This window comes from Aeromonas sp. S19(2024) (assembly GCF_041402625.1).
GTDB classification, from domain to species: domain Bacteria; phylum Pseudomonadota; class Gammaproteobacteria; order Enterobacterales; family Aeromonadaceae; genus Aeromonas; species Aeromonas caviae.
The window spans coordinates 551,330-571,385 of the sequence record NZ_JBGLQU010000002.1; the positions used below are offsets into that span (position 1 = coordinate 551,330).

At 60.2% G+C, this 20,056-nt stretch carries 22 protein-coding genes and 3 tRNA genes; 8 read left to right on the forward strand and 17 right to left on the reverse strand.

The window, feature by feature from the left end; genetic code table 11:
• Window positions 1–38: 38 nt before the first annotated feature.
• From ACB037_RS06860 to ACB037_RS06895, 8 genes are all read left to right on the forward strand, one after another.
• Window positions 39–236, forward strand: coding sequence for a Trm112 family protein (locus ACB037_RS06860; protein ID WP_010675233.1), 198 nt, complete (start codon window positions 39–41; stop codon window positions 234–236).
• Window positions 233–1,012 (forward strand): 3-deoxy-manno-octulosonate cytidylyltransferase, encoded by a 780-nt coding sequence (kdsB, locus tag ACB037_RS06865; RefSeq protein WP_043153880.1) that lies wholly within the window; start codon window positions 233–235, stop codon window positions 1,010–1,012. The genes ACB037_RS06860 and kdsB overlap by 4 nt, the downstream gene beginning before the upstream one ends.
• Window positions 1,013–1,221: 209 nt before the next feature.
• Complete coding sequence (gene uvrY, locus ACB037_RS06870; RefSeq protein WP_010675231.1) at window positions 1,222–1,866, forward strand: UvrY/SirA/GacA family response regulator transcription factor; 645 nt, start codon at window positions 1,222–1,224, stop codon at window positions 1,864–1,866.
• Between the two features lie 110 nt (window positions 1,867–1,976).
• Window positions 1,977–3,830 (forward strand): excinuclease ABC subunit UvrC, encoded by a 1,854-nt coding sequence (uvrC, locus tag ACB037_RS06875; protein WP_039040279.1) that lies wholly within the window; start codon window positions 1,977–1,979, stop codon window positions 3,828–3,830.
• 213 nt (window positions 3,831–4,043) lie between these two features.
• Complete coding sequence (gene pgsA, locus ACB037_RS06880) at window positions 4,044–4,598, forward strand: CDP-diacylglycerol--glycerol-3-phosphate 3-phosphatidyltransferase (RefSeq protein ID WP_010675229.1); 555 nt, start codon at window positions 4,044–4,046, stop codon at window positions 4,596–4,598.
• A 179-nt stretch (window positions 4,599–4,777) separates the two neighbouring features.
• Window positions 4,778–4,853: transfer RNA gene (locus ACB037_RS06885), tRNA-Gly, on the forward strand.
• Window positions 4,854–4,887: 34 nt separating this feature from the next.
• Window positions 4,888–4,961: transfer RNA gene (locus ACB037_RS06890), tRNA-Cys, on the forward strand.
• 41 nt (window positions 4,962–5,002) lie between these two features.
• Window positions 5,003–5,089 (forward strand) — tRNA-Leu (locus ACB037_RS06895).
• Window positions 5,090–5,172: 83 nt separating this feature from the next.
• Here ACB037_RS06895 and ACB037_RS06900 read toward each other — a convergent pair.
• From ACB037_RS06900 to ACB037_RS06980, 17 genes are all read right to left on the reverse strand, one after another.
• Complete coding sequence (locus ACB037_RS06900; RefSeq protein ID WP_371175066.1) at window positions 5,173–6,333, reverse strand: phage late control D family protein; 1,161 nt, start codon at window positions 6,331–6,333, stop codon at window positions 5,173–5,175.
• The gene (locus ACB037_RS06905; RefSeq protein WP_371175067.1) at window positions 6,333–6,824 is read right to left on the reverse strand and encodes a phage tail protein; all 492 of its coding nucleotides are present in this window, start codon (window positions 6,822–6,824) and stop codon (window positions 6,333–6,335) included. The genes ACB037_RS06900 and ACB037_RS06905 overlap by 1 nt, the downstream gene beginning before the upstream one ends.
• 12 nt (window positions 6,825–6,836) lie before the next feature.
• Window positions 6,837–9,278, reverse strand: a complete 2,442-nt coding sequence (locus ACB037_RS06910) for a phage tail tape measure protein (protein WP_371175068.1) — start codon at window positions 9,276–9,278, stop codon at window positions 6,837–6,839.
• The gene (locus tag ACB037_RS06915) at window positions 9,275–9,406 is read right to left on the reverse strand and encodes a GpE family phage tail protein (RefSeq protein WP_041214901.1); all 132 of its coding nucleotides are present in this window, start codon (window positions 9,404–9,406) and stop codon (window positions 9,275–9,277) included. The genes ACB037_RS06910 and ACB037_RS06915 overlap by 4 nt, the downstream gene beginning before the upstream one ends.
• 8 nt (window positions 9,407–9,414) lie before the next feature.
• Window positions 9,415–9,699: a phage tail assembly protein gene (locus ACB037_RS06920; protein WP_048209085.1), complete on the reverse strand. Its 285-nt coding sequence runs from the start codon at window positions 9,697–9,699 to the stop codon at window positions 9,415–9,417.
• A 77-nt stretch (window positions 9,700–9,776) separates the two neighbouring features.
• A complete protein-coding gene (locus tag ACB037_RS06925; protein ID WP_270825179.1) occupies window positions 9,777–10,292 on the reverse strand; it encodes a phage major tail tube protein in 516 nt (171 codons plus the stop codon).
• Between the two features lie 9 nt (window positions 10,293–10,301).
• Window positions 10,302–11,474 carry a phage tail sheath protein gene (locus ACB037_RS06930; protein ID WP_323887246.1) on the reverse strand — a complete coding sequence of 391 codons (1,173 nt, stop codon included), beginning with the start codon at window positions 11,472–11,474 and terminating at the stop codon, window positions 10,302–10,304.
• Between the two features lie 212 nt (window positions 11,475–11,686).
• A complete protein-coding gene (locus tag ACB037_RS06935; protein ID WP_371175069.1) occupies window positions 11,687–12,100 on the reverse strand; it encodes a tail fiber assembly protein in 414 nt (137 codons plus the stop codon).
• 9 nt (window positions 12,101–12,109) lie between these two features.
• On the reverse strand, window positions 12,110–13,318 hold the full coding sequence (locus ACB037_RS06940; RefSeq protein WP_371175070.1) for a phage tail protein: 1,209 nt from the start codon (window positions 13,316–13,318) through the stop codon (window positions 12,110–12,112).
• Between the two features lies 1 nt (window position 13,319).
• Complete coding sequence (locus ACB037_RS06945) at window positions 13,320–14,735, reverse strand: phage tail protein I (RefSeq protein WP_368211629.1); 1,416 nt, start codon at window positions 14,733–14,735, stop codon at window positions 13,320–13,322.
• On the reverse strand, window positions 14,735–15,136 hold the full coding sequence (locus ACB037_RS06950) for a hypothetical protein (RefSeq protein ID WP_025327464.1): 402 nt from the start codon (window positions 15,134–15,136) through the stop codon (window positions 14,735–14,737). Before ACB037_RS06950 ends, ACB037_RS06945 begins: the two co-directional genes overlap by 1 nt.
• Window positions 15,137–15,146: 10 nt before the next feature.
• Entirely contained in the window at window positions 15,147–16,019 is an 873-nt protein-coding gene (locus ACB037_RS06955; protein WP_323890655.1) for a baseplate J/gp47 family protein, read from the reverse strand.
• Between the two features lie 5 nt (window positions 16,020–16,024).
• The gene (locus tag ACB037_RS06960; RefSeq protein ID WP_371175071.1) at window positions 16,025–16,384 is read right to left on the reverse strand and encodes a GPW/gp25 family protein; all 360 of its coding nucleotides are present in this window, start codon (window positions 16,382–16,384) and stop codon (window positions 16,025–16,027) included.
• The gene (locus tag ACB037_RS06965; protein WP_371175072.1) at window positions 16,381–16,953 is read right to left on the reverse strand and encodes a phage baseplate assembly protein V; all 573 of its coding nucleotides are present in this window, start codon (window positions 16,951–16,953) and stop codon (window positions 16,381–16,383) included. Before ACB037_RS06965 ends, ACB037_RS06960 begins: the two co-directional genes overlap by 4 nt.
• Before the next feature lie 164 nt (window positions 16,954–17,117).
• Window positions 17,118–17,693, reverse strand: coding sequence for a hypothetical protein (locus tag ACB037_RS06970; protein ID WP_268030429.1), 576 nt, complete (start codon window positions 17,691–17,693; stop codon window positions 17,118–17,120).
• Window positions 17,694–17,933: 240 nt separating this feature from the next.
• Window positions 17,934–18,590, reverse strand: coding sequence for a Rha family transcriptional regulator (locus tag ACB037_RS06975; RefSeq protein WP_371175073.1), 657 nt, complete (start codon window positions 18,588–18,590; stop codon window positions 17,934–17,936).
• A gap of 487 nt (window positions 18,591–19,077) precedes the next feature.
• Window positions 19,078–19,932 (reverse strand): hypothetical protein, encoded by an 855-nt coding sequence (locus tag ACB037_RS06980; RefSeq protein WP_371175074.1) that lies wholly within the window; start codon window positions 19,930–19,932, stop codon window positions 19,078–19,080.
• Window positions 19,933–20,056 lie beyond the last annotated feature (124 nt).

Sequence of the window (20,056 nt, forward strand, 5' to 3'; positions counted from 1 at the left end):
CAAGATCGCCTGTGGGAAATCGTTAAAGGAGTTTCGTTGTGGCACTGGATATTAAACTGCTCGACATCATCGCCTGCCCGGTCTGCAAGGGGAAACTGCACTATCAAGCGCACGCCGAGGGCCCTCAGGAGCTCATCTGCCGTTTCGACAGACTGGCCTATCCCCTGGAGGAGGGGATCCCGGTGCTGCTGGAGAACCGGGCCCGTCACCTGGCGCTGGAAGAGCTGAAGCCATGAGTTTCGTCGTCGTCATTCCAGCCCGTTACGCCTCCACCCGGCTGCCGGGCAAGCCGCTGGCCGACATTCACGGCAAGCCCATGGTGCAGCACGTGGTGGAGAAGGCCCTGCAATCGGGCGCCGATCGGGTGATCGTCGCCACCGATGACGAGCGGGTGCAGCAGGCCCTGTCCCCCTTTGCTGCCGCTGCCGGGTTCGAGGTGTGCATGACCTCACCGGATCACCAGTCCGGCACCGAGCGTCTGGCCGAGGTGTGCCGTCACTACGGCTTTGCCGCCGACACCATCATCGTCAACGTGCAGGGGGACGAGCCCCTCATTCCCCCCGTCATCATCCGCCAGGTGGCGGACAACCTGGCCGCGGCCAGCGCGCCCATGGCGACGCTGTCGGTGCCTATCAGGGATGCCGAAGAGGCGTTCAATCCCAATGCCGTCAAGGTGGTGACCGACCGGGAGGGGTATGCCCTCTATTTCAGTCGCGCCAGCATCCCCTGGGATCGGGACCGCTTTGCGGCCAGCGATCGCGTTGCGGGGAGCCGCGAGCAGATTGGCGATCACTACCAACGCCACATCGGCATCTACGCCTATCGCGCCGGCTTCATCCAGCGTTACGTGGACTGGGCACCGAGCGTGCTCGAGCAGGTCGAAGCCCTGGAGCAGCTGCGGGTGCTCTGGTACGGGGAGAAGATCCACGTGGCCCAGGCGCTGCAAGCCCCGCCGGTGGGGGTGGACACCCAGGCCGATCTCGACAAGGTGCGAGCACTGCTGGCCGGTTGAGGCTGGCGGAACGGCTTTGATGCAATACGGCGCCCCAGGGCGCCGTTTTTTAATTGATTCTTTGTATAATAATTTGATTTAAAACGGATTTTACGAGCAATTTCAAACTTTTCCCGCCCATGGTTTGCCAAATCATCGAGTTTGGTTATGATGCAAGACGCCGTGTTAACCCTAACTGGCATATAACGAGATAAAAACGGGGTGTTTGGGTGATTAATGTATTCCTGGTCGATGATCATGAGTTGGTGCGTACAGGGATAAGACGCATTTTGGAAGACGTCCGCGGGATCAAGGTGGTGGGCGAGGCGCAGAGCGGGGAAACCGCGGTGGCCTTCTGTCGGCAACATCACCCCGATGTGATCCTGATGGACATGAACATGCCGGGCATCGGCGGTCTGGAAGCGACCCGCAAGATCCTGCGGATCCGCCCCGATGTGCGCATCATAGTGCTGACCATTCATTCAGAAAATCCGTTCCCTACCAAGGTGATGCAGGCGGGCGCCGCCGGGTACCTCACCAAGGGGGCCGCGCCGGACGAGATGATCCACGCCATTCGCCTGGTTCACTCCGGTCAGCGTTACATCTCCCCGGAGATCGCCCAGCAGATGGCCCTGAGCCAGTTCGCCTCCGCCGACGAGAACCCCTTCAAGTCCCTCTCCGAGCGGGAGCTGCAGATCATGATGATGATCACCAAGGGGCAGAAGGTGACCGACATCTCCGAGCAGCTCAACCTGAGCCCGAAGACGGTCAACAGCTACCGCTACCGCCTGTTCAGCAAGCTGGGGATCAACGGCGACGTGGAGCTGACCCATCTGGCCATTCGTTATGGCATGCTGGATGCCGATACCCTGTAACGGGGGCGTGTGGACACCAAAGGCGGCACCGGCCGCCTTTTGCTTTTTGCAGGCTGTGGGCAGTATGCTCTCCCCGTCTTTTTGCATTCATCCGTTGAGTCGAGTTGCCGATGACCCTCTCTCCCGAGCCCCATTTTGACAGCAAGGCGTTTCTGAGCGCCGTCACCCACCAGAGTGGTGTCTACCGCATGTACGACAGCGGCGGCACCGTCATCTACGTGGGCAAGGCCAAGGATCTCAAGAAACGGCTCGCCTCCTACTTTCGGGCAAATGTCGACAGCATCAAGACCCGCACCCTGGTGCGCCAGATTGCCGATGTGCAGGTAACGGTCACCCACACCGAGACCGAGGCGCTGATCCTCGAGCACAACCTCATCAAGCAGTACCAGCCCCGCTACAACGTGCTGCTGCGGGATGACAAGTCCTACCCCTGGATCATCATCACCGACCATCGGCACCCGCGCATCGGCGTCCATCGCGGCGCCCGCAAGGTGAAGGGGGAGTATTTCGGCCCTTACCCCTCCGGCGGCGCGGTACGCGAGAGCCTGCACCTGATGCAGAAGATCTTCCCGGTGCGCCAGTGCGAGGATGCCGTCTATGCCAACCGTACCCGCCCCTGCCTGCTCTACCAGCTCAAGCGCTGCGCCGGCCCCTGTGTGGCGGGGCTGGTGAGCGAGGCCGAGTATGCCCAGCAGGTGGCGCTGGCCAAGCTGTTCCTCGCGGGCAAGAACCAGCAGGTGATCGGCGAACTGGTGGGCAAGATGGAGTCCGCCAGCGGCGATCTGCGCTTCGAGGAGGCGGCCCGCTACCGGGATCAGATCCAGGCCCTGCGCCGGGTCACCGAGCAGCAGTCGGTGAGCGGCAACGTGCTGGACGAGCTCGACGTGGTGGGGGTGGCCTTCGAGCAGGGGACCGCCTGCATCCACGTGCTCTTCATCCGCCAGGGCAAGGTGCTGGGATCGCGCAGCTACTTCCCGAAAGTGCCGGCCGATACCCCGCTTGACGAGGTGGTGCAATCCTTCCTGCTGCAGTTCTATCTGTCGGGACAGGGGGGACGGCAGATCCCGAGCGAGGTGCTGCTGGACGTGGCGCTGGAGGATGAGAGCGTCATCGCCGACACCCTGAGCCAGACCGCCGGCTACAAGGTGCGGGTGGTGAGCCGGACGCGCAGCGAGCGGGCCCGCTTCATCAAGCTCGCCTCCATCAACGCCCAGACCGCGCTGCGCTCGCGCCTCGCCCACAAGAGCACCATCACCGCCCGTTACGATCAGCTGGAGGAGCTGCTGGAGCTCGAGAGCCCCATCGCCCGCATGGAGTGCTTCGATATCTCCCACACCATGGGGGAGCGCACCGTGGCCTCCTGCGTGGTGTTCAACCGGGAGGGGCCGCTCTCCTCGGAATACCGCCGCTTCAACATCGACGGTATCACCGGCGGGGATGACTACGCCGCCATGGAGCAGGCGCTGGAGCGCCGCTTTGGCAAGCAGCAGGAGCCGGACAAGGTGCCGGATGTGCTGTTCATCGACGGTGGTCTCGGCCAGTTGCGCCGCGCGGAGGAGATCCTGGCGCGCCAGCTGGAGTTTCTCGGCGGCAAATACCCGCTGCTGGTGGGCATCGCCAAGGGGGTGACCCGCAAGGCGGGGCTGGAGACCCTGATCCTGGGGGACAGCCACGAAGAGCTGCATTTGCCGGCGGACATGCCCGCCTTGCACCTCATCCAGCACATTCGCGACGAATCCCACCGCTTTGCCATCACGGGCCACCGGGCCAGGCGGGCAAAGGCCCGCACCACCAGTACCCTGGAAGAGATTCCCGGGGTGGGGCCGAAACGGCGGCAGGCGCTGCTCAAATACCTGGGGGGTTTGCAGGAGGTGAAAAAAGCCGGGGTGGACGAGCTCGCCAAGGTGCCCGGCATCAGCCAGGAGCTGGCCCAGTCCATCCACGACGCATTGCACTCGCTCTAGCGCTGCCTTTGGTGTGAAGGAGGTCACGCCAGGGGGCATCAGGGCGTGCCGCCTGCGCACAAGAGCCGTGACGCAGGGGGCTCCCAAATGCCATAATGACCGGCATCCTGAGGTTATTGATGGATTAATGGACCAAGGCGGGCGCCAGTTCGGTTGCATCCGCGATCGGCTTGGGGCTACCATGTAGCGGCATACAAGAAGTGGCTGAAAATAATGACAAATATTCCTAACCTGCTGACGTTCTTTCGGATTTTGCTCATCCCCGTCTTCGTCATCCTGTTCTACCTTCCCTATCAGTGGTCCTACATGGCGGCGGCCATCGTCTTCATCCTGGCGGCCGCAACCGACTGGTTTGACGGCTATCTTGCCCGCAAGCTGAACCAGTCCACCGCCTTTGGCGCCTTCCTCGATCCGGTGGCCGACAAGATCATGGTGGCGGCGGCCCTGGTGGTCATCGTCGAGCACTACAACACCGTCTGGGTCACCATCCCCGCCATGACCATGATTGGCCGGGAGATCATCATCTCCGCCCTGCGTGAATGGATGGCCGAGCTTGGCAAGCGCTCCTCGGTGGCGGTCAGCTGGATTGGCAAATGGAAGACCATGATCCAGATGGTGTCGCTCACCGGCCTCATCTGGCAATACGACATCTGGATGGTGTGGCTCGCCTATGTGCTGCTCTACGTGGCCACCGTGCTCACCTTCTGGTCCATGTTCCAGTACATGAAGGCCGCCTGGGGCGATCTCAGCTACCACTCCCGGTTCTAGTCCAAACGGGAAGATGGCCGTTTCTCTGCCACTGGCGCCGAGAAACGGCCATGAGCTGCAAAAGTGTGGGAAAAGGGTAAAAAACACCCGAACGATCAGCGTATTAAATGTTTTTGGTTGACTGGGCGGGGAACATCGCTAGAATGCGTTCTCACAGTCAGGCAGTCAGCCAGACCGATGCGGGAATAGCTCAGTTGGTAGAGCACGACCTTGCCAAGGTCGGGGTCGCGAGTTCGAGTCTCGTTTCCCGCTCCAAATTCAGACAATAGAGAGTTCCTCTCTTTTGCATGGCGCGTTAGCAAAGCGGTTATGCAGCGGATTGCAAATCCGTTTAGTCCGGTTCGACTCCGGAACGTGCCTCCATATTGACAAGCCCGCCACGCGAGCTTGATACCGATTGCGGTGCCCGAGTGGTGAAATCGGTAGACACAAGGGATTTAAAATCCCTCGACGTTCGCGTCGTGCCGGTTCGATTCCGGCCTCGGGCACCATTAAAATCAAAGAGTTACTAAGGCCACTAGCAATAGTGGCCTTTTTTGTTTTTCATCAGTGTCCACATTTGATCCACACAGATTTATTCCGGCAGCTCTGCCAGCTTCACTTCGAGCTGCAGGCGGTTGGTGAAGCCCTGATTGGTGAGGTCGTGCACCACCTGGGTGAGCAGCCAGTCGGCCTCGTCAATCTGGGGCTTGAACCCTCTGACGGTGGTGGGTTGCTCCGGGTAGAGTTCAGGGCGGCCCATCGCCAGGGTGATTTGGAAGTCGGCCACGCCGCGTTGCAGCTTCTCCCACTCAGCCCGGGCGGCCCGCATGGCATTAGCCTGGCTGGCATAGACATGCCGCAGCTCTTTGACGTTCTCGCTGCTACCGACCAGCAGTTCGTTCTCTTGCTTGTTGACCATGACCCCCGGGGGCAAGGGCCGTTCCGGCGATGGCTTGCTCTTCTTCTTGCGCTTCACCTCGACTCGCTTCTTTTCCGCCTCCTTGTTGTCTTGCCAGTAGGCGGTCACGCCCGTGTAGGCATCCCGGTCAGCCACTGAGAAGCGGTGCTGATCGCCATCTTGGCGGGTGATGGTGATGGCGGGCAGGGGCTGGCCACTCGCGGTAGTGCCCTGGCCAGCTTTGATAAACAGCAGGCGGCCATTCTTGACGGTGGCAATGCCATCGCACTGACCAGCCAGGCGGGTGAGGAAAGCGAGATCGCTCTCGTTGGCCTGGTCGATGTGGTCGATCAGCTGGCCCTTGAGTGAGTCACCCACGCAGGGAGTGAGCTGGTAGCGGGCGGCGACCTGGCTGACGATGCCACTGACGGTGGTCTGGTGCCAACTTTGCTCACGCAGCTTGTTCATGCCGCCGCGCAGGTCGGCTGACTTGCCCCGTATGGTGAGCACATCCGGGGCCCCGCCGTGCTCCACCTCGTCGATCTTGTAGGTGCCCTTGTCGACCAAGGCCTGGCCTTGCCAGCCGATGAGGGCGCGCAGGGTGGCGCCCCGGCGTGGCATATCGAGCTGGCCGTCGCTGTCATCGAGGGTGATCTCGATGGTGTCGGCGGTGAAGCCCCGGTTGTCGGTGATGGTCATCGACATCAGGCGTGGCCTGATGGCGGCCGAGATGTCTTTGCCGTCGACAAGTACCTGGTAAGCCGGTATCGGGTGGCCTTGGCGCAAGGCGTCGAGCGGATTGGTCAGCCCCAAATTTTCGGCCAATCGCGTGCCGAACTGGTCGAAAGCCCCCATCAGAGAAGCCCCCCGAGCTTGTTGCCGATACTGCCGACCAGCTTGCCCAGGCCCAGGCGGCCAAAGAGGTTGCCCGCGGTGCGGCCCAGCAGGATTTGGACAAGGGAGCTGTCGTTGTCATCGACCCGCTTGAGCTTGATGGTGAACTCGATTTTACGGGCGGTGCCATCGCTGAAAAACTCGCTGCGGATGGTGCTGATGCCCTCGATCACGAATGACCCACGCATGACGCCATCGCCCTGGATCAGGGGGAAAGCCTGACCGCTGTCAGCCATATTGTTGAGCAAGTCGAGGGAGACGGGGCCGCCGGTCACTTCGGGCAGCAGCACCCCGCTCAGGGTGGTGGTTTCATCATCTGGGCCGAGGAACTGATAGGCAGGACGAGCACCGATCCGGTTATTGCCCGGATGGCGCCATGCCCGTTCGTCTTGTTGTGAGAGGGGGGCGAGGGTCGAGCGCATAAACACGAACCAGCCCAGGGTCATCATCATGGCTGTTGCTCCTTAGTTGCGGTCGCTGTAACCAGCACGCCCAAGCGTTTTGTTCGCACGCTCTTGCTCTCTGATCTTGTCTAAGGCTATCGAGGCTACTCGCGATTCATCCATCCCAGGAGCTGCGTTAACGGTGAGGTTGTAGAACGGCTGACTGTTGATGGTTGTGCTGGCTTTTGGCTTTATGCGTGGTTTTTCAACGATGCGCGGACCATAGCCGGATCCCCCGGCCATGGCGGCCGTGTTGTAGTTGCCGGTGAGGTAGCCTGACGGGTTGACGTTGGCCGTGACCGAGCCACCCCCTTTCATCCAGTCCGGCAGCAGGTCGGTGAGGGCCTTTATCTTGGCTTTCAGGCTCTCCCACTTCGCGGTGATGCCACCAATCAGACCGTCGACGATGGCCTTGCCCTTGTTGGCTGCCCCCGCTGGCAAGGTGTCGAAGAAGGCCCAGATCTCACCCCAGTGCATAGTCAGCATGCCGATGGGGGTCCATGAGAAGAGTTCTTTCAGGAGCTCCCAGAAGGCGAGCGCAGGGGCCTGACACTGCGCCCACAATCCGCTGAACCATGCGGCGACACCATCCCAGTTCTTGTAGAGCAGGTAAGCCCCGGCGGCGATGGCCACAATGCCCATGATGAACCAGCCAATGGGGTTGGTGAGCATGGCAATGCCGAGCCTGACCATGCCCATGGTCAGTGCCTTGATGAAGGTCAGCAAGGGGCTTCCATAGACCAGCAGCATCGACATCCCCATTTTGATGGCCGCCAGCGGGCCCAGCAGGCCAGCCACGACCAGTAGCAGTGAACCGCCAGCGGCGGCGGCCACGGCTGTCACGGCCGCGATGCGGGTCAGGGTGGACGTGAGTTCAGGGTTGGCCCGCATCCAGTTGCCGGTGACCTGGATAATCTCGGTGACACGCTGGATGATCCCGCGCATCGGGCCGTTCTCGGTCTCCATCAACTGGATGCCCACGTCATCCCACGCGGAGGTGAGGTTATCCAGATCACCGATGGCGTTATCAGCCATGACCTTGGCGACCTTGCCCGCCTCGCCCTTGGATTGCTTCAAGGTGGCGATGAGCTCCTGCAGCTTGCCGGATCCCGCCTGTTCGGTCAGTACGGCCAGGGCGGCGAAGGCTTCCTCACCGGCGATGGCCTTGAAGTAGCCCGATCGGGTGGTGTCCCCCATCTTGCTGGTCTTCTTGTAGAGCTCGTCGAGAATATCGGGCAGGGCGCGCAGGTTACCGGCGGCATCGGCGGTCTTGACGTTCAGGGCGGCGAGCGCGTCGTGCGCGGCCTTGGGGGGCGCCGCGAGGCGGCCTAGAATGGCTCGCATGGCGGTACCGCCCATGCTTCCCTGGATACCGGCATCCCCCAGCTTACCCGCCATGGCAGAGGCGGTTTCAAGGTCCACGCCAAGGCCCGCCGCTACCGGGCCCACGTACTTCATGGTTTCCCCCAGCATCTGCAAGTCGACGTTGGCGCGGGTGAAGGTGCCGACCATCACATCCCCGAGTCGGGTCATCTGGTTTGCCGGCAGCTTGAAGCCGGTCAGGATGTTGGAGCCGATATCCGCTGCGGCGGCAATTTCGACGCCCCCGGCTTTGGCGATGTCGAGCACCCCAGGCATGGCGTCACGTATCGCCTTGGGTGTAAAGCCAGCCATGGCGAGGAAGCCCTGGCCCTGTGCCGCTTCGCCCGCCGTGAAGGCGGTATTGGCGCCGAGCTCCCGGGCCTGAGCCCGCAAGGCGGCCAGTTCGCTGCTGCCTTTGTCCAGCCTGGTGATCGCCTGCACCTTGGACATGTCGACATCAAAGCCCATGGCCTTGCTGGCGATGTTGGTGCCCTTGTAGATGGCCGCAGCACCGGTTGCCATGCCTGCGGCGCCATAGCCCGCTATGGTGCCGCGCATCGACATGGTCTTGTCATAGCTGGCCTTGACCTGGTTGAGGCGCTTTTGCTGGTCGGCAAGTTGGCCCAGCTTGGCGCGCTGCTGGTCGAGCTGGGTATTGGCGGAAGCCAGATCGGTCTTGAGGCGGCGCTGGTGTTCGCCGAGCTGCTTGGTGTTGATACCTGCCTCGCCCAGGGCCCGTTTCAGGCTGCCGTGACGGGCGACCATTTCCCGCTCTTGCTGGGAGAGGTCGCGTACCTTCTGTTTGGCCTGCTCCATGGCGCGGGTCATGGCCTTGGTTGGTTGCTCTACCTTGGCAAGTTGCTGGGCCATCTGCTGGGCATCGCGCTGGGCTGCTGTGAGCTGGGCGCGGGTAGCGCCAATTTGGCTTCCCAGGGTGCGATAGCCGTCAATCTGGCCGCTCTGGGTTTCCAGTTCCTTGATGCGCTTTTTCGTCTCGGCGAGGTCTTTGGCCGTGGTTCTGCTCTGGCCGCTGGCGGCCTTGAGGGGGGCGGTGAGCTTGTCGACCGCCCCGAGGAGGATTTGCAGTTTGAGAGGGTTCATTGTTCGTCTGCCCCGTTGATGCGGTTGTGGGTTTCAACGAGGCGTTGGTGCCAGCCCATCAGCTCGCTGATCTCCATGGCCGCCATCTCGGAGGGCGGCCAGTGGGCGATGATGGCGATGTCGGCCATCAGGTCATCTACGCAGCCAGGTAGCCCATTTTCTTCGGCATCAAAAAACTGGCCACCTCGCTACCCAGTTGCAGCAGGTCAGCCGGGTCCATGTTGCCAATTTCGAGCTCGGTCAGGATCGGGGTGGTGATGCGGGGCAGCAGTTTGGTGAGGGCGTTAACGTCCATCTGCAGCACATCGGCCATGTTGAGTCCGCGCATTTCGCCCGCCTTGGGCTTGCGCAGCTGGACCTCGGTGATGGTGGTGTCGCCGCGTTGGATGGCTTGGTCGAGAGTCACTGTCTTGTGTTCCATGGTGTTGCGTCCTGGTGATGTGGTGAGGGCGGCACTTTCTGTTGGGATAAGGGCCGCCCGTTGGGTTGTTGGGTGGGTTAGAGGCCGATGGCTTTGCGGTGCTCGGCCATCAGGTCGACGCCGTCGACGATCCAGATCATGTTGAGCAGGTCGATTTCGCACAGGACGACGCCGTTCATGGTCTCCTTGTAGTAGGTGTTGACCATGCTGACTTTGCTCTGGGTGTTGTCGCCGCTCTTGAAGGTGCCCCGGTCCAGCTCTTTGAAGCGGCCGCGCTGCACGATTTCGACCGAGACGATTTCGCCGGTGTCGTCACGCTGGAAAGAACCGGCAAAGCGCAGGGCGACGCCGTCAATCTTGGCGAGACCCATGCGTTTGACGAGCGCGGCCTCTGCGCCACCGAAGGTGAAGGAGGTGTCGAGGGCACCATCTTCCAGCCCCATGTGGATGTTGGCTGCGCCCATCATGCCGCCGCCGCGATAGGCTTCGAATTTCTGGCTCAGCTTGGCCGGGGTGAAGTCTTCGGCGACGCCAATCCAGTTCTCGCCATCCATGAAGATGTTGCCGTGTTTCAGTTTGCGTGGCAGTGCCATGGTGGCTCCTTATGCGGCGGCCGCGACGCGGGCGCCGAAGTCGATGAGGTAGGTGTCGGTGATGCGCTGGATGAAGCCGAGGTCTTCGAGCGGCGGCACCGGGGTGTAGTTGTAATCAATGCGCAGCTTGCCGGCCTTGAGGGTGTCTTTGTCGTTGAGCTCCTCGTTGTACCAGCAGTCAAAGCCGAGCAGGTAACCGCCCGCCACCAGTTCGCGGCCCTTGGCCTTGATGCCCTCGATGATGTCTTTCACCAGGGTGGGGGTGAGCGGCTTGTCGTTGGCCCACATGTGCGCCTCGGCCATGGTGTCGGCCAGGATCTGAGCGGTGCGGGTGTAGTTCTCGAAGGCGAACAGCGGGTCATCGGAACAGGTGCGGTTACCCCAGTAACGGAAACCATCGGCCCGGATGAGGGCGGTGATTTCGTTGGCGTTGAGGAGGCCGACCTCGGTATCGGGGTCTTGCAGATCCCAGAACAGGGCCTTGGTCATGCCGTCGACCCCGGTCACGCCGACGTTCGACAGGGTCTTGTGCCAGCCGATCTCCTTGTCGATGAATGCCCGCATGGCGGCCGCCTTGAGGCAGGCATCGAGCTTGATGCTGGCATTGGCGGCGGTGTCCCAGGCGGTCCAGTCGCCGTGGATCGGCATCAGTTCGCGGCTGGAGAAGTTCTCGCGGTAGGCGAGCGCTGCCTCGACGGTGTCGGCGATGGTCGGCACATAGGCGAAGGCGCGCAGCTTTTTGGCTGCTCCCGCCAGGGCGGTGGCGATGGGGAGGGTGCAATTGTCCGGCACGCAGAGGATGCGCGGCTTGACGCCCGTGACCGGGGCGGCCCGCTCCAGCGCCTTGAGGCCGGTATAGCTGCCATCCGGCAGGATGGTGCCGATGATGTTGCTGGTCAGCTCGGCGGCGTCGGCGCCATCGGCCACGCGCACGGCGATGACGATGGTGTTGACGGTGTCATAGATGGTTTGCAGCGAGCGTTTGAGGTTGCCGGTGCTGCCCGCCTTGGCGATGGCCGCCGGCAGGTTGGCAATCAGCACGGGTTTGTTGAGGGGAAAGTAAGCGGCATCCGCATCGCTGCCGGTGCAGATGATGCCGATCACTGCCGTGGCGACGGTGCGGATGGTGCGCGTGCCCTCGTTGGCTTCCACGACGCGCACGCCGTGGTGAAATTGGTCCAGTGCCATAGGTTCTCCTGTTGTCCGGACGGAGCATTCTGTGCGTAGGTAATACCTGTGATGCGAGCAGGGTCAGGATGCAGGGGCAGGGGATGTCAGGCGAGCGGCGGCCAGTGTGTGAGGGCCGCACACACTGGCGAAGCGGTGACAAGGTGGCGGATGACGGCAGTCACGAAACACCCCGCACAGGGCGGGGTGGTGGTCGGACTCAAGGGTTATTCGGTGGCGTGATCGCCCGGGCGCGGCGGCCAGGCGGGTTGCTCAGGCCAGCCCGGCTGGCTGCGCACATCCGGCAGCTCATAGCGATAGCGCTGCCATTGTGCCAGCAGCTCGACATCAATCGCCTTGGCATAGCCGCCATCCACGGCAGGTCGGAGGCGTTCAATCTCTCCGGCAGCGGCGATATCGAGCTGGGTCAGCATCAGCTCTGCCATCTGTTGCGCTGACGGGGCCGGACGTTCCTGCAAAACAGGGTAGCCATCGACCATGGTGATCTCTTGCTGGTCACTCTGGCCGTTGACCAGCCGTTCATAGTCCCCTGGCCTGAGAGTGATCGCAGTGTGGGGAATGTTGTCGCCATGAATTGCCGTCAGGTAGAACCCTTTGGACTCAGGATCATATTTGTACATGGTGGTCTCCTAATACCCGATGGCGATGTATCGCATGATGAAGTTGGTACCGGCTGCGCTCTTTACGCCGATTTGATAGGTCGATAACGACGGAAAATTCATGGCGGCAGTGGGGTAGATGGAGCCAACAGGGCTGTCATAGGTACATACCCCTTGAAACGCCGCTGTTGGGAATGCAATGGGCAATGAACCGGTGGCCGTTGAGTTTGCAGTCACAAAAATACTGCCCCACTGAATGATCAGCCCACCCATCCATGTCGGAAATGCAAGATACCCGGCGGTTGCAAAGGATGCTGCAAACCCGGCACGCAGCTTCTTGGGGGTGACAGCCACATCGTCGGCCGCGCCCGCGTTCGTTTGCGCCTGCGTTGCCACCTTCAGCATGCCGAGCACGGACTCACCGGCTTGCTTGACCCAGTTCATCAGTTTCAATGCCGTCACAAACTTGCTGTCATCGGTCCCCGCGTCGACCTCGGCCTGGGTGGCGATCTGCGCCTTGCCTTTCACCCCTTCGCTGGCGGTGGCGATGACCACAACCCCGGTCATACCATCGACCGACTGCACTGCGTCGGTAGGGGTGAGCAGCTCTTGCCAGTTGGCCAGGGTCGAGGCGCCCGCCACCCGCAGAATGAAGCTCTTGTTCAGGTCGGTGCGCACCGCGACATCACCGATTTCAGCGGTCAGGGCCAGCATGGCGGCCTGGGTACCGACGACAAAGGTGTCGGTGATGGCAGTGGCCGGGATCTGGGCGACCGGCACCTTGCCGCCGCTGTCCAGGGTGGCGACCCCGTTGGCGGCCCCCTTCTGGCTGCTGGGTACGGCATCGGTGATGCCATAGCCCGACAAGGTGGTGGGGTTGCTGCCGGCGGTGACGTTGCCCTTGGCATCGACGGTGACGGAGCGATAGGTCCCCGCCACGACCCCCGAGTTTTTATAGGTGGCGGTGATGGAGATGTTGCCGCTGCCATCGAACGAGGCCTGGCCGGTCACATCCCCGGCCACGGCGATGGTGCGCGCCGTGGTGAGCTTGTTGGCCTTGCCCGCAGCGGTGGTGCCGCCTTCCAGGTCATCCATGTGCTTTTTCAGGTAGGCGGTGCGGTTCGCCAGCGCCTGGGCCTGCTTGTTGGAGGTACCCCCCGGGCCGCCGAGCACCGGGTCGCTGGTTTCGAGCTGATAGACGCCTGCGTCCCAGCTCACCACCTCTTGTAAATTCGCCATATCAGGAGGCTCCGTGGTTGTAGTTGCCGTTGTAGGTTGCGGCGCCGTTGTAGGTCAGGGGCGCCTGGGTGTAATCGAGGGCCGCCAGATGGCAGCGGGCCGGGGCCATCTCTGCCAGCAGGCGCCGGATGCGGTTGGCCTGCACGGTGGTGACCGGGCGGGCGAGGATGACGCGATAGACGGCCCACTGAGACGGATCCCCGTGGGGTTCGTTGCCGTTGTATGCGAGCGTGCCGTCATAGCGGCGGCCCGTAGCGCGTTCGATGATGGTGCTGTCGCCAAAGCCCAGCACGGCCAGCGCCTCCTTGATGGCCCAGGGGGTGCCCTTGCGCTGGTGCAGGCGGAACGAGGCGCTGATGAGGGCTCGCTGCTGGTCTTCTGACTCGGCCAGCTCCCACCAATCCACCGACCTTGCCCAGGCGAGCCAGGGCAGCAGCGGGGCCGGGCAGGTGTCAGCAAAGCGGGTGGTGGTGATCACCTCCGGCGTCACTGTGCTGGCCAGGGTGGCCGCGGCAAGGTGTTCCAGCCGGGTGGCTGAGGGCGGCAGCATATCCCGGGTGGTCGGCAATGGCAGGGGCAGACGATGCACCTTGGCCGCGCCGAACGTACAGCCATCAAAGCCCCGTGTGGTCAGGCGCGCGGAACTGGCAATCGGCGAGAGTGCCGAAGGTAGCAGCGGGGCCGGGACCAGTGCGGCGGTGATGGCGGGCAGACCCGGGAGAGGGACCGCCGGGGCCAGCGGATAGAGGATCCGCGCGTACTTGGCGACGGGGCTCCCCACTGCGCCCGTGAACGGGGTCGCGGCCTGAGCCAGTCGGGTGTTGAGCCTTGGGGCACCGCTCTGACCATCAGACAGGGTGCCGACGAGTTGGCGCACTCGGGCACGGTGGCTGCCCATGGCGCCAAGATCGAAGCCGGCAGGAGCGAGGCGTTGCCCAATGGTCGGCGCCTCAATGGCGTCTGGCTGCATGCTGCCTGCCGCAAGCCTGGCCCTGAGCGTGGCGATGCCCAGCGCACCGGCACTGAGCCCCGGCACGCGGACGAGGGGGGTGAGTTCGGCCGCGCCCATGGCGAGCAGATCCCCCAGGCTCCCCACACTGGCGCGGGTGGTGATATCCGGGGCGCCATAGGCACCCGCCTCGATGGCGCCGGGTGCGGTGCGATGGGTCAGCTTGGCCGTGCCTGCTGCGAACTGACTGACTCCGGCGGGCCTGGCGCGCTGTAATGCCGCCATGCTGCCGATTGGCCCTGCCGCTATCCCGACCGGTGACAGGCCGATCCTGACCCCGGCAATGGCGACCGGCGCGGGGTCATCGTCACCCTGCAGGGTGCCCCGGTAGATCGCCGCCCCGTCGAATGACAGGGTGCCGTCGTGATAGGTCAGTGACCCGCGCCAGACGGGATAGAGGGTTGCCATCAGAGTTTGAAGATCTTATTGGCGCCGTTGTCCCAGGCGATGATGATGTCGCCGCCGTTGGTGCTGACCGGCAGGCCCGCCGCCGTGTCGAACAGGGCGATCAGCGGGCTGGTCGCGGCGCTGCCGGTGTCTTTGTAGATGGCGCAATACTTCACCGCCGCCGTGGGCACGGCGCTGAAAGTGACGTCGGCGGCGTCCAGCACGCCGCCGGTGACCGTCTTGCTGGTCAGGGTCTGCGGGGTGCCGACCACGTGGGACGAGAGCGTGCTGAAAAACTCGTCGCTGCCCAGGGTGGGGGCGTAGGTGTCTTTGATCAGCGCGCACTTGAGGGTGTCGGCACTGGCGTTGATGGCGCCGGTGAGAAACTTCTCGCGGCCTTTGTCATAGAGGGCGTTTGCCATGGTCTGGTCCTTAATCGAGGTGGAGGGTGGTGAGTTTGGCGGCCTGTTGCGCCGTGCAGGTGACATCTGTCAGCGGTGCGCGCAGGGTGACGCTATCGATCCCCGGCTGGTGCAGGGCGGCATAGATGGCCGAGAGCGGGACGGTGGCCCCGACCCGGTAATAGGCGGCAGCGGTCTGGTTCATGGCAGCGGTGGCCGCTGCAATGGCCTGCTCCTTGCCAAGGCCGGTGGCGTTGAGGGTGGCATCGACGGCATAGGGCTTGATCTGGGCGGGCTCGACGGCCACCAGATCGCACAGGGGACGCACATCATCGGCCGAAAGCGCCTGGCTGACCCGATTGAGGGTGTCGGCACTGGGTTGGCCGGCAGGGGAGAGCAGGGTCACCCGCACGGTACCCGGCGAGGGGCTGTCGACGGCCACATCCGCCACCTCGGCGCTGGCCGACAAGGCGTGAAACTTGTAGGCATTGACTGGCCCGGCAGTGGTCAGCCCCTCAAACGCCATCTGGCCGCGCAGGCGCAGGCGGTCATCCGATTCATAGACCGGATCGACAGGCGGATTGGCCGCCGGATCCCCCGGGGTGACCAGCAGGCGGGCGATGTTGTACTCGGCGACCAGGTGGTCGAGGGTGGTGCCGCTGGCAAAAGCGAGCAGGGTCTGCTTGGCGGCATCGTTGATGCGGGCCCGCAGCACCACCTCCCGATAGGCGTTCTCTTGCAGCAGCTTGTTGAGCGGCTCGGATTCGAGCTCCAGCGTGGCGGCGATGGCGGCTTGCTGATCTGCCGGGTAGTAGCTCACCAGGGTGGCCTTGCGTTCGGCCAGGATGGTCTCAAAGTCGAGGGGCTCCACCACCGAGGGCGGCGGGAGCTGGGTCAAATCCACGTTGCTCAATTGGCGGCTCCTGTGGGGATGGCGATAGAGGCAGACTCCGGCGCGCCGCCGTCCTTGCGCTGCCAGGTGAGCTCGACGGTGAGGGCACCATCCATGCCGCCGCCCAGCACATCGACCCGGGTGATGGTGATGCGGGGTTCCCAGTTGATGAGGGCCTGCACGGTGGCGGCCATCAGGCGCAGGCGGGTGGCCTGATGCTGGGGCTGGTCGATGAGGTAAAAAAGCTCGCTACCGTAGTCGCGGCGCATGACGCGCGAACCCACCGGGGTGATGAGGATGTCGCGCACCGACTGCACGATGTGGTCGGTGGCGCTGATGGCGCGGCCGGTGGCTGCATTCATGCCGAGCCAGTTCATTGCGGGCCCCCGGAGGTGCCGCTGCCGGTGCTGACGCCACTGTGCTTGTGGGTGGTCACCTCGATGCCGCCAATCTTGGCGCTGGGGGCAGTGATCTTACCGCCCGCCTCGATGGTCGAACCGACTTTGAGCGCCTGGGTGCATTCCACCAGGGGGGTGATGAGTTTGACGGTGACGGAGGCCGATAGGGTGGCGGTCTTGATGCCGCTGGCGTTGAGCGCCCCGGTGGCCGGGTTGTATTCGATGACGGCGCCATCGCTGTATTCGGTGCGGTCGAGATCCGGATTGTCATCGTCCGCCATCGGTTCGGGGAAGGCGATGCAGTTGATGGGGCCGACGATGTAGGCATTGCGCAGATCGCCGCTGACCGAGAGCACCAGCACCTGCTCACCGATGGAGAGGCGATGGCGGGTGCGATTCTTCCCGGCCCGCGCTGCTGCGTAGGGCCGCCAGTTGGTTTCAAGGGCGCCGGTCTTGACGCGACACTCCCCGGATCGCACGGCGGTCACGGTGCCGATGCGGATCAGGTTGTCGATCAGGCGTTGGAGTTCAGTCGGGGTCGGTTGCATGGGGCCATTGTTTTGGGCAATGGCCGGGAAGGCGAGCAAGTGCCATTGTGTAACGCCGTTTCACAATGGCAGGGGAAGCCCTTATTAGTTAGCCAGTTTGGCTGTAAAGGGGTATTAGGTGGTCACTAAAACTGTTTTGTTGGATACAAGTTATTTCAGCTCTGCTATAGCGTGTATGTAATTGTTAAGTGCTCACTAAAAAATAGAATGGCATGTAAGGCTGCTGCTAGAAAAATTGATAGTGAACCCCATTTCAAAAATCTAAACGACAACTCACCAGCTTTTACTCTATTCCATTCTTTCTTAAGAATTCGCTGGCTTTCGGTAGTTATTTTCTCCATTATATTTCCAACTTCACCACTCGAGGATGTCGCAAATTGCATCTCATCCAATTGCGTGAGCATTAATAGAATATCCTTGTGCTCTTTAGTATTTAAACGAAGTTTTATTTTTATGTGAAGCGTGTTTATTTTTACAAACTCATCATGCTTATCATAAAGATATCGCATTATTTCTTTTTCATCTTCATTATCTTCTCTTTTAGTGTTCACCACTTCTGACATAATGTGCAGGGATGATAAAAGCTCAGATATTTCATCGCGTAATGAATCAATCCATGCCTGCCTAAATTCAGAAGTCTTCTGATCTTTTGATAAAACAGTGACAATAAAGGATATGCAGCCTGCTATGGTGGCTGCGATAACTGGACCTATGAAAGATGGCAGGTCTTGTAGTGACAAAATTGTTCTCCTCGGTATTTTATCTTAGTTCGCGATCGTGGATATCAAACAGCTAATACGGAGTTGTTTGATATGTTCATAATAATCACGTATCTACAAGCCGTTGTCTAGTGACTCGGAGAAAAGAATATAATTTTCATTTTAAATATTGAATATATATTTTTTACTTTCAAGAGGAACTCAAGCCCAGCAAGCATGCTGGGCTTGAGGGTTTATTCACCACGTTTAGGACTTTGCTTGTTATCTACACCAACCGATGGTCAGCTGATCGCGGCGCAGGTGAGGGATCAGCTTGGGCCAGTCGGTGTCGCCGTGGGTGTTGGGTTGGATATGGCGGGTGCGGTCGGCCAGGATCTTGCGGGCCTGGTTCAGGGTGTAGGGGTACTCATGGATGATGGAGTAGTAGCGGCCGGCGTCACGGTGTTCGGCGACCTCAAGCAGGGGGTAGATGCTGCGGGCGGCCTCCATCATCCGGTCGGCGGCGCGCCAGCACCAGGTCAGGGTGCAAAGTTCGTCATCTGTCAGACTGATTGCCGGTTGCGGGCGCTGGGTGGCGGCAAGCTGCTCGGCCATCCAGTTGAAGGCATTGATATAGACCTCTTTAGTCGCCGCTGCCTTGGCGCCGGTGAAGCCCATCACCACAAAGATAAAGCCGTCTTTGGTCATCTCGTAGAAACGGGAAGAACGCTTTGCTCCGTTTCCAATTTCGACCTCTTGGGACATCTCCGCAAAATTGCGGAGATGAAAATCTGAGCTGCATTCGAGGTTGCGGATCTTCTTCAACACGTCGTCATGACGCTTGCCAAAGAGATCGGCAACTTTGAGGGAGGTGGTGACAGGTTGGCCTTGATGAAGGCTGATGATCTCGGCAGGGGTAAAACTGTTGATGCTGTTCATAGTGTGATTCCTGTGATGCAGTGAATCGCCACCGAAGAGACCAATCTTACTGGTGACGAACTGGACAGGATTGGTCTTACCGGGCATCACAGGGATCCGGCGCCCCCGAAGGAGCTCCTGCCCAGCCCGTCATAACTGAGATTGCGGGTACTACTGGGCTGCACAAAAAAACACGCTGGCGCGTGTTGTGCGCTGTGATGCTGTCGGGAGACCAATCCCGGCAACGGATTTTGCCGTTGCCCGCGCAGTATCGCGCAACCAACCGCAACCAATCAACCACCAATCGACACAAACCCGCCCGACCGCACACAACACCAGCAGCAGGGTAGCGACTTCAAGCCGGGCAGGGGATGTTTGTTTATCGAATAATTATACGGTTAAATGAAAAAATATAGGGGGTCTTATACTCTAACATCTTTCGAAAAAAATTTACCAACAACTTTCCTTAGAGTGGTAAATTGATTGTATGTAAGAGTTTTAAACTGTTTTAAATATCTCGTCTCGTAATAAGCAATCGATGAAGAATCATGGCGGAAGCTCTTGGGGTAAGATTTTCATAGTCATCAAGGAGATCTAGGCTTTTCATGTCAATAATAGCTTGATCTGCAATATTTTGACGGTTTTCCAAGAAAATTCTTTCAACTAGGCTGCGAGTTAACCTTCTATTTTCATTTTTATCTAGATTATTTGAAATGTAATTTCTTAATACCTGGGCGATATAATTTATAACTGTGTTTTGATCTGGCTCTCTAAAAGAATTGTTTCGATCCCCTTGCATTATTCGCAACTCATTTTTTGCCTTTTCTAGTTCTTCATGTTTTGCCTCTAAGTTAGCAAAAAGTTCTTTTTTCTCATGCTCAGCTAGCTTTGCTTTTTCTGCAAGTTCTTCAATGAGTGCTCTTTGCTCTTGTTCTTTTCGTTTAATCTCCTCCTCTTCACTCTTGACCTCCGAGGGGGTCGCCCCATAATGAGGAATTCTATCAAGGCGGTCACGTACACCTGAATAACCTTCATCCAGATGGCGAAGCTTCTCCCCAAATCCAGCTTCAATACGCCCCAGAATCTCAGACATGTCTTTGGTAAATTTATATGTATTATCATAAAACTGATTGCTGGCTTCATTGGCTTTAAAATAGAAGGCAACAGATAGTGCTACAGAAAACAAGGCCAATACCAATGCTAAGAAATCATTGAATGAAAAGCTGGCCAAGTCTATTTTTACTTCTGCACTAAGTAGCTTCCATACGATGACCATCAACAAGCCTATTACTAATAGGTCGCGAACTAATGGTAAAGAAAGAAAACCCCTTGTTTTAGACTCGCCATGGCTCGTTACTGACATCTTATCGCTCTCCTTAATTATTTGATAATGCTTGTGAAACAAATGTAAAAACACTCATGCCCATGAGCAAGCATTAGGAATAAAATGCCAATAGAATCGTTAAGTCATGATGCTTTGTCCAGCT

Coding starts and splice junctions, on each gene's coding strand:
- kdsB (WP_043153880.1), top strand. CDS start 233: ATGAGTTTCGTCGTCGTCATTCCAGCCCGTTACGCCTCCACCCGGCTG.
- uvrC (WP_039040279.1), top strand. CDS start 1,977: ATGACCCTCTCTCCCGAGCCCCATTTTGACAGCAAGGCGTTTCTGAGC.
- pgsA (WP_010675229.1), top strand. CDS start 4,044: ATGACAAATATTCCTAACCTGCTGACGTTCTTTCGGATTTTGCTCATC.
- ACB037_RS06900 (WP_371175066.1), bottom strand. CDS start 6,333: ATGGGGGCTTTCGACCAGTTCGGCACGCGATTGGCCGAAAATTTGGGG.
- ACB037_RS06905 (WP_371175067.1), bottom strand. CDS start 6,824: ATGATGATGACCCTGGGCTGGTTCGTGTTTATGCGCTCGACCCTCGCC.
- ACB037_RS06910 (WP_371175068.1), bottom strand. CDS start 9,278: ATGAACCCTCTCAAACTGCAAATCCTCCTCGGGGCGGTCGACAAGCTC.
- ACB037_RS06915 (WP_041214901.1), bottom strand. CDS start 9,406: ATGGCCGACATCGCCATCATCGCCCACTGGCCGCCCTCCGAGATGGCG.
- ACB037_RS06920 (WP_048209085.1), bottom strand. CDS start 9,699: ATGGAACACAAGACAGTGACTCTCGACCAAGCCATCCAACGCGGCGAC.
- ACB037_RS06925 (WP_270825179.1), bottom strand. CDS start 10,292: ATGGCACTGCCACGCAAACTGAAACACGGCAACATCTTCATGGATGGC.
- ACB037_RS06935 (WP_371175069.1), bottom strand. CDS start 12,100: ATGTACAAATATGATCCTGAGTCCAAAGGGTTCTACCTGACGGCAATT.
- ACB037_RS06940 (WP_371175070.1), bottom strand. CDS start 13,318: ATGGCGAATTTACAAGAGGTGGTGAGCTGGGACGCAGGCGTCTATCAG.
- ACB037_RS06945 (WP_368211629.1), bottom strand. CDS start 14,735: ATGGCAACCCTCTATCCCGTCTGGCGCGGGTCACTGACCTATCACGAC.
- ACB037_RS06950 (WP_025327464.1), bottom strand. CDS start 15,136: ATGGCAAACGCCCTCTATGACAAAGGCCGCGAGAAGTTTCTCACCGGC.
- ACB037_RS06960 (WP_371175071.1), bottom strand. CDS start 16,384: ATGAACTGGCTCGGCATGAATGCAGCCACCGGCCGCGCCATCAGCGCC.
- ACB037_RS06965 (WP_371175072.1), bottom strand. CDS start 16,953: ATGCAACCGACCCCGACTGAACTCCAACGCCTGATCGACAACCTGATC.
- ACB037_RS06975 (WP_371175073.1), bottom strand. CDS start 18,590: ATGAACAGCATCAACAGTTTTACCCCTGCCGAGATCATCAGCCTTCAT.
- ACB037_RS06980 (WP_371175074.1), bottom strand. CDS start 19,932: ATGTCAGTAACGAGCCATGGCGAGTCTAAAACAAGGGGTTTTCTTTCT.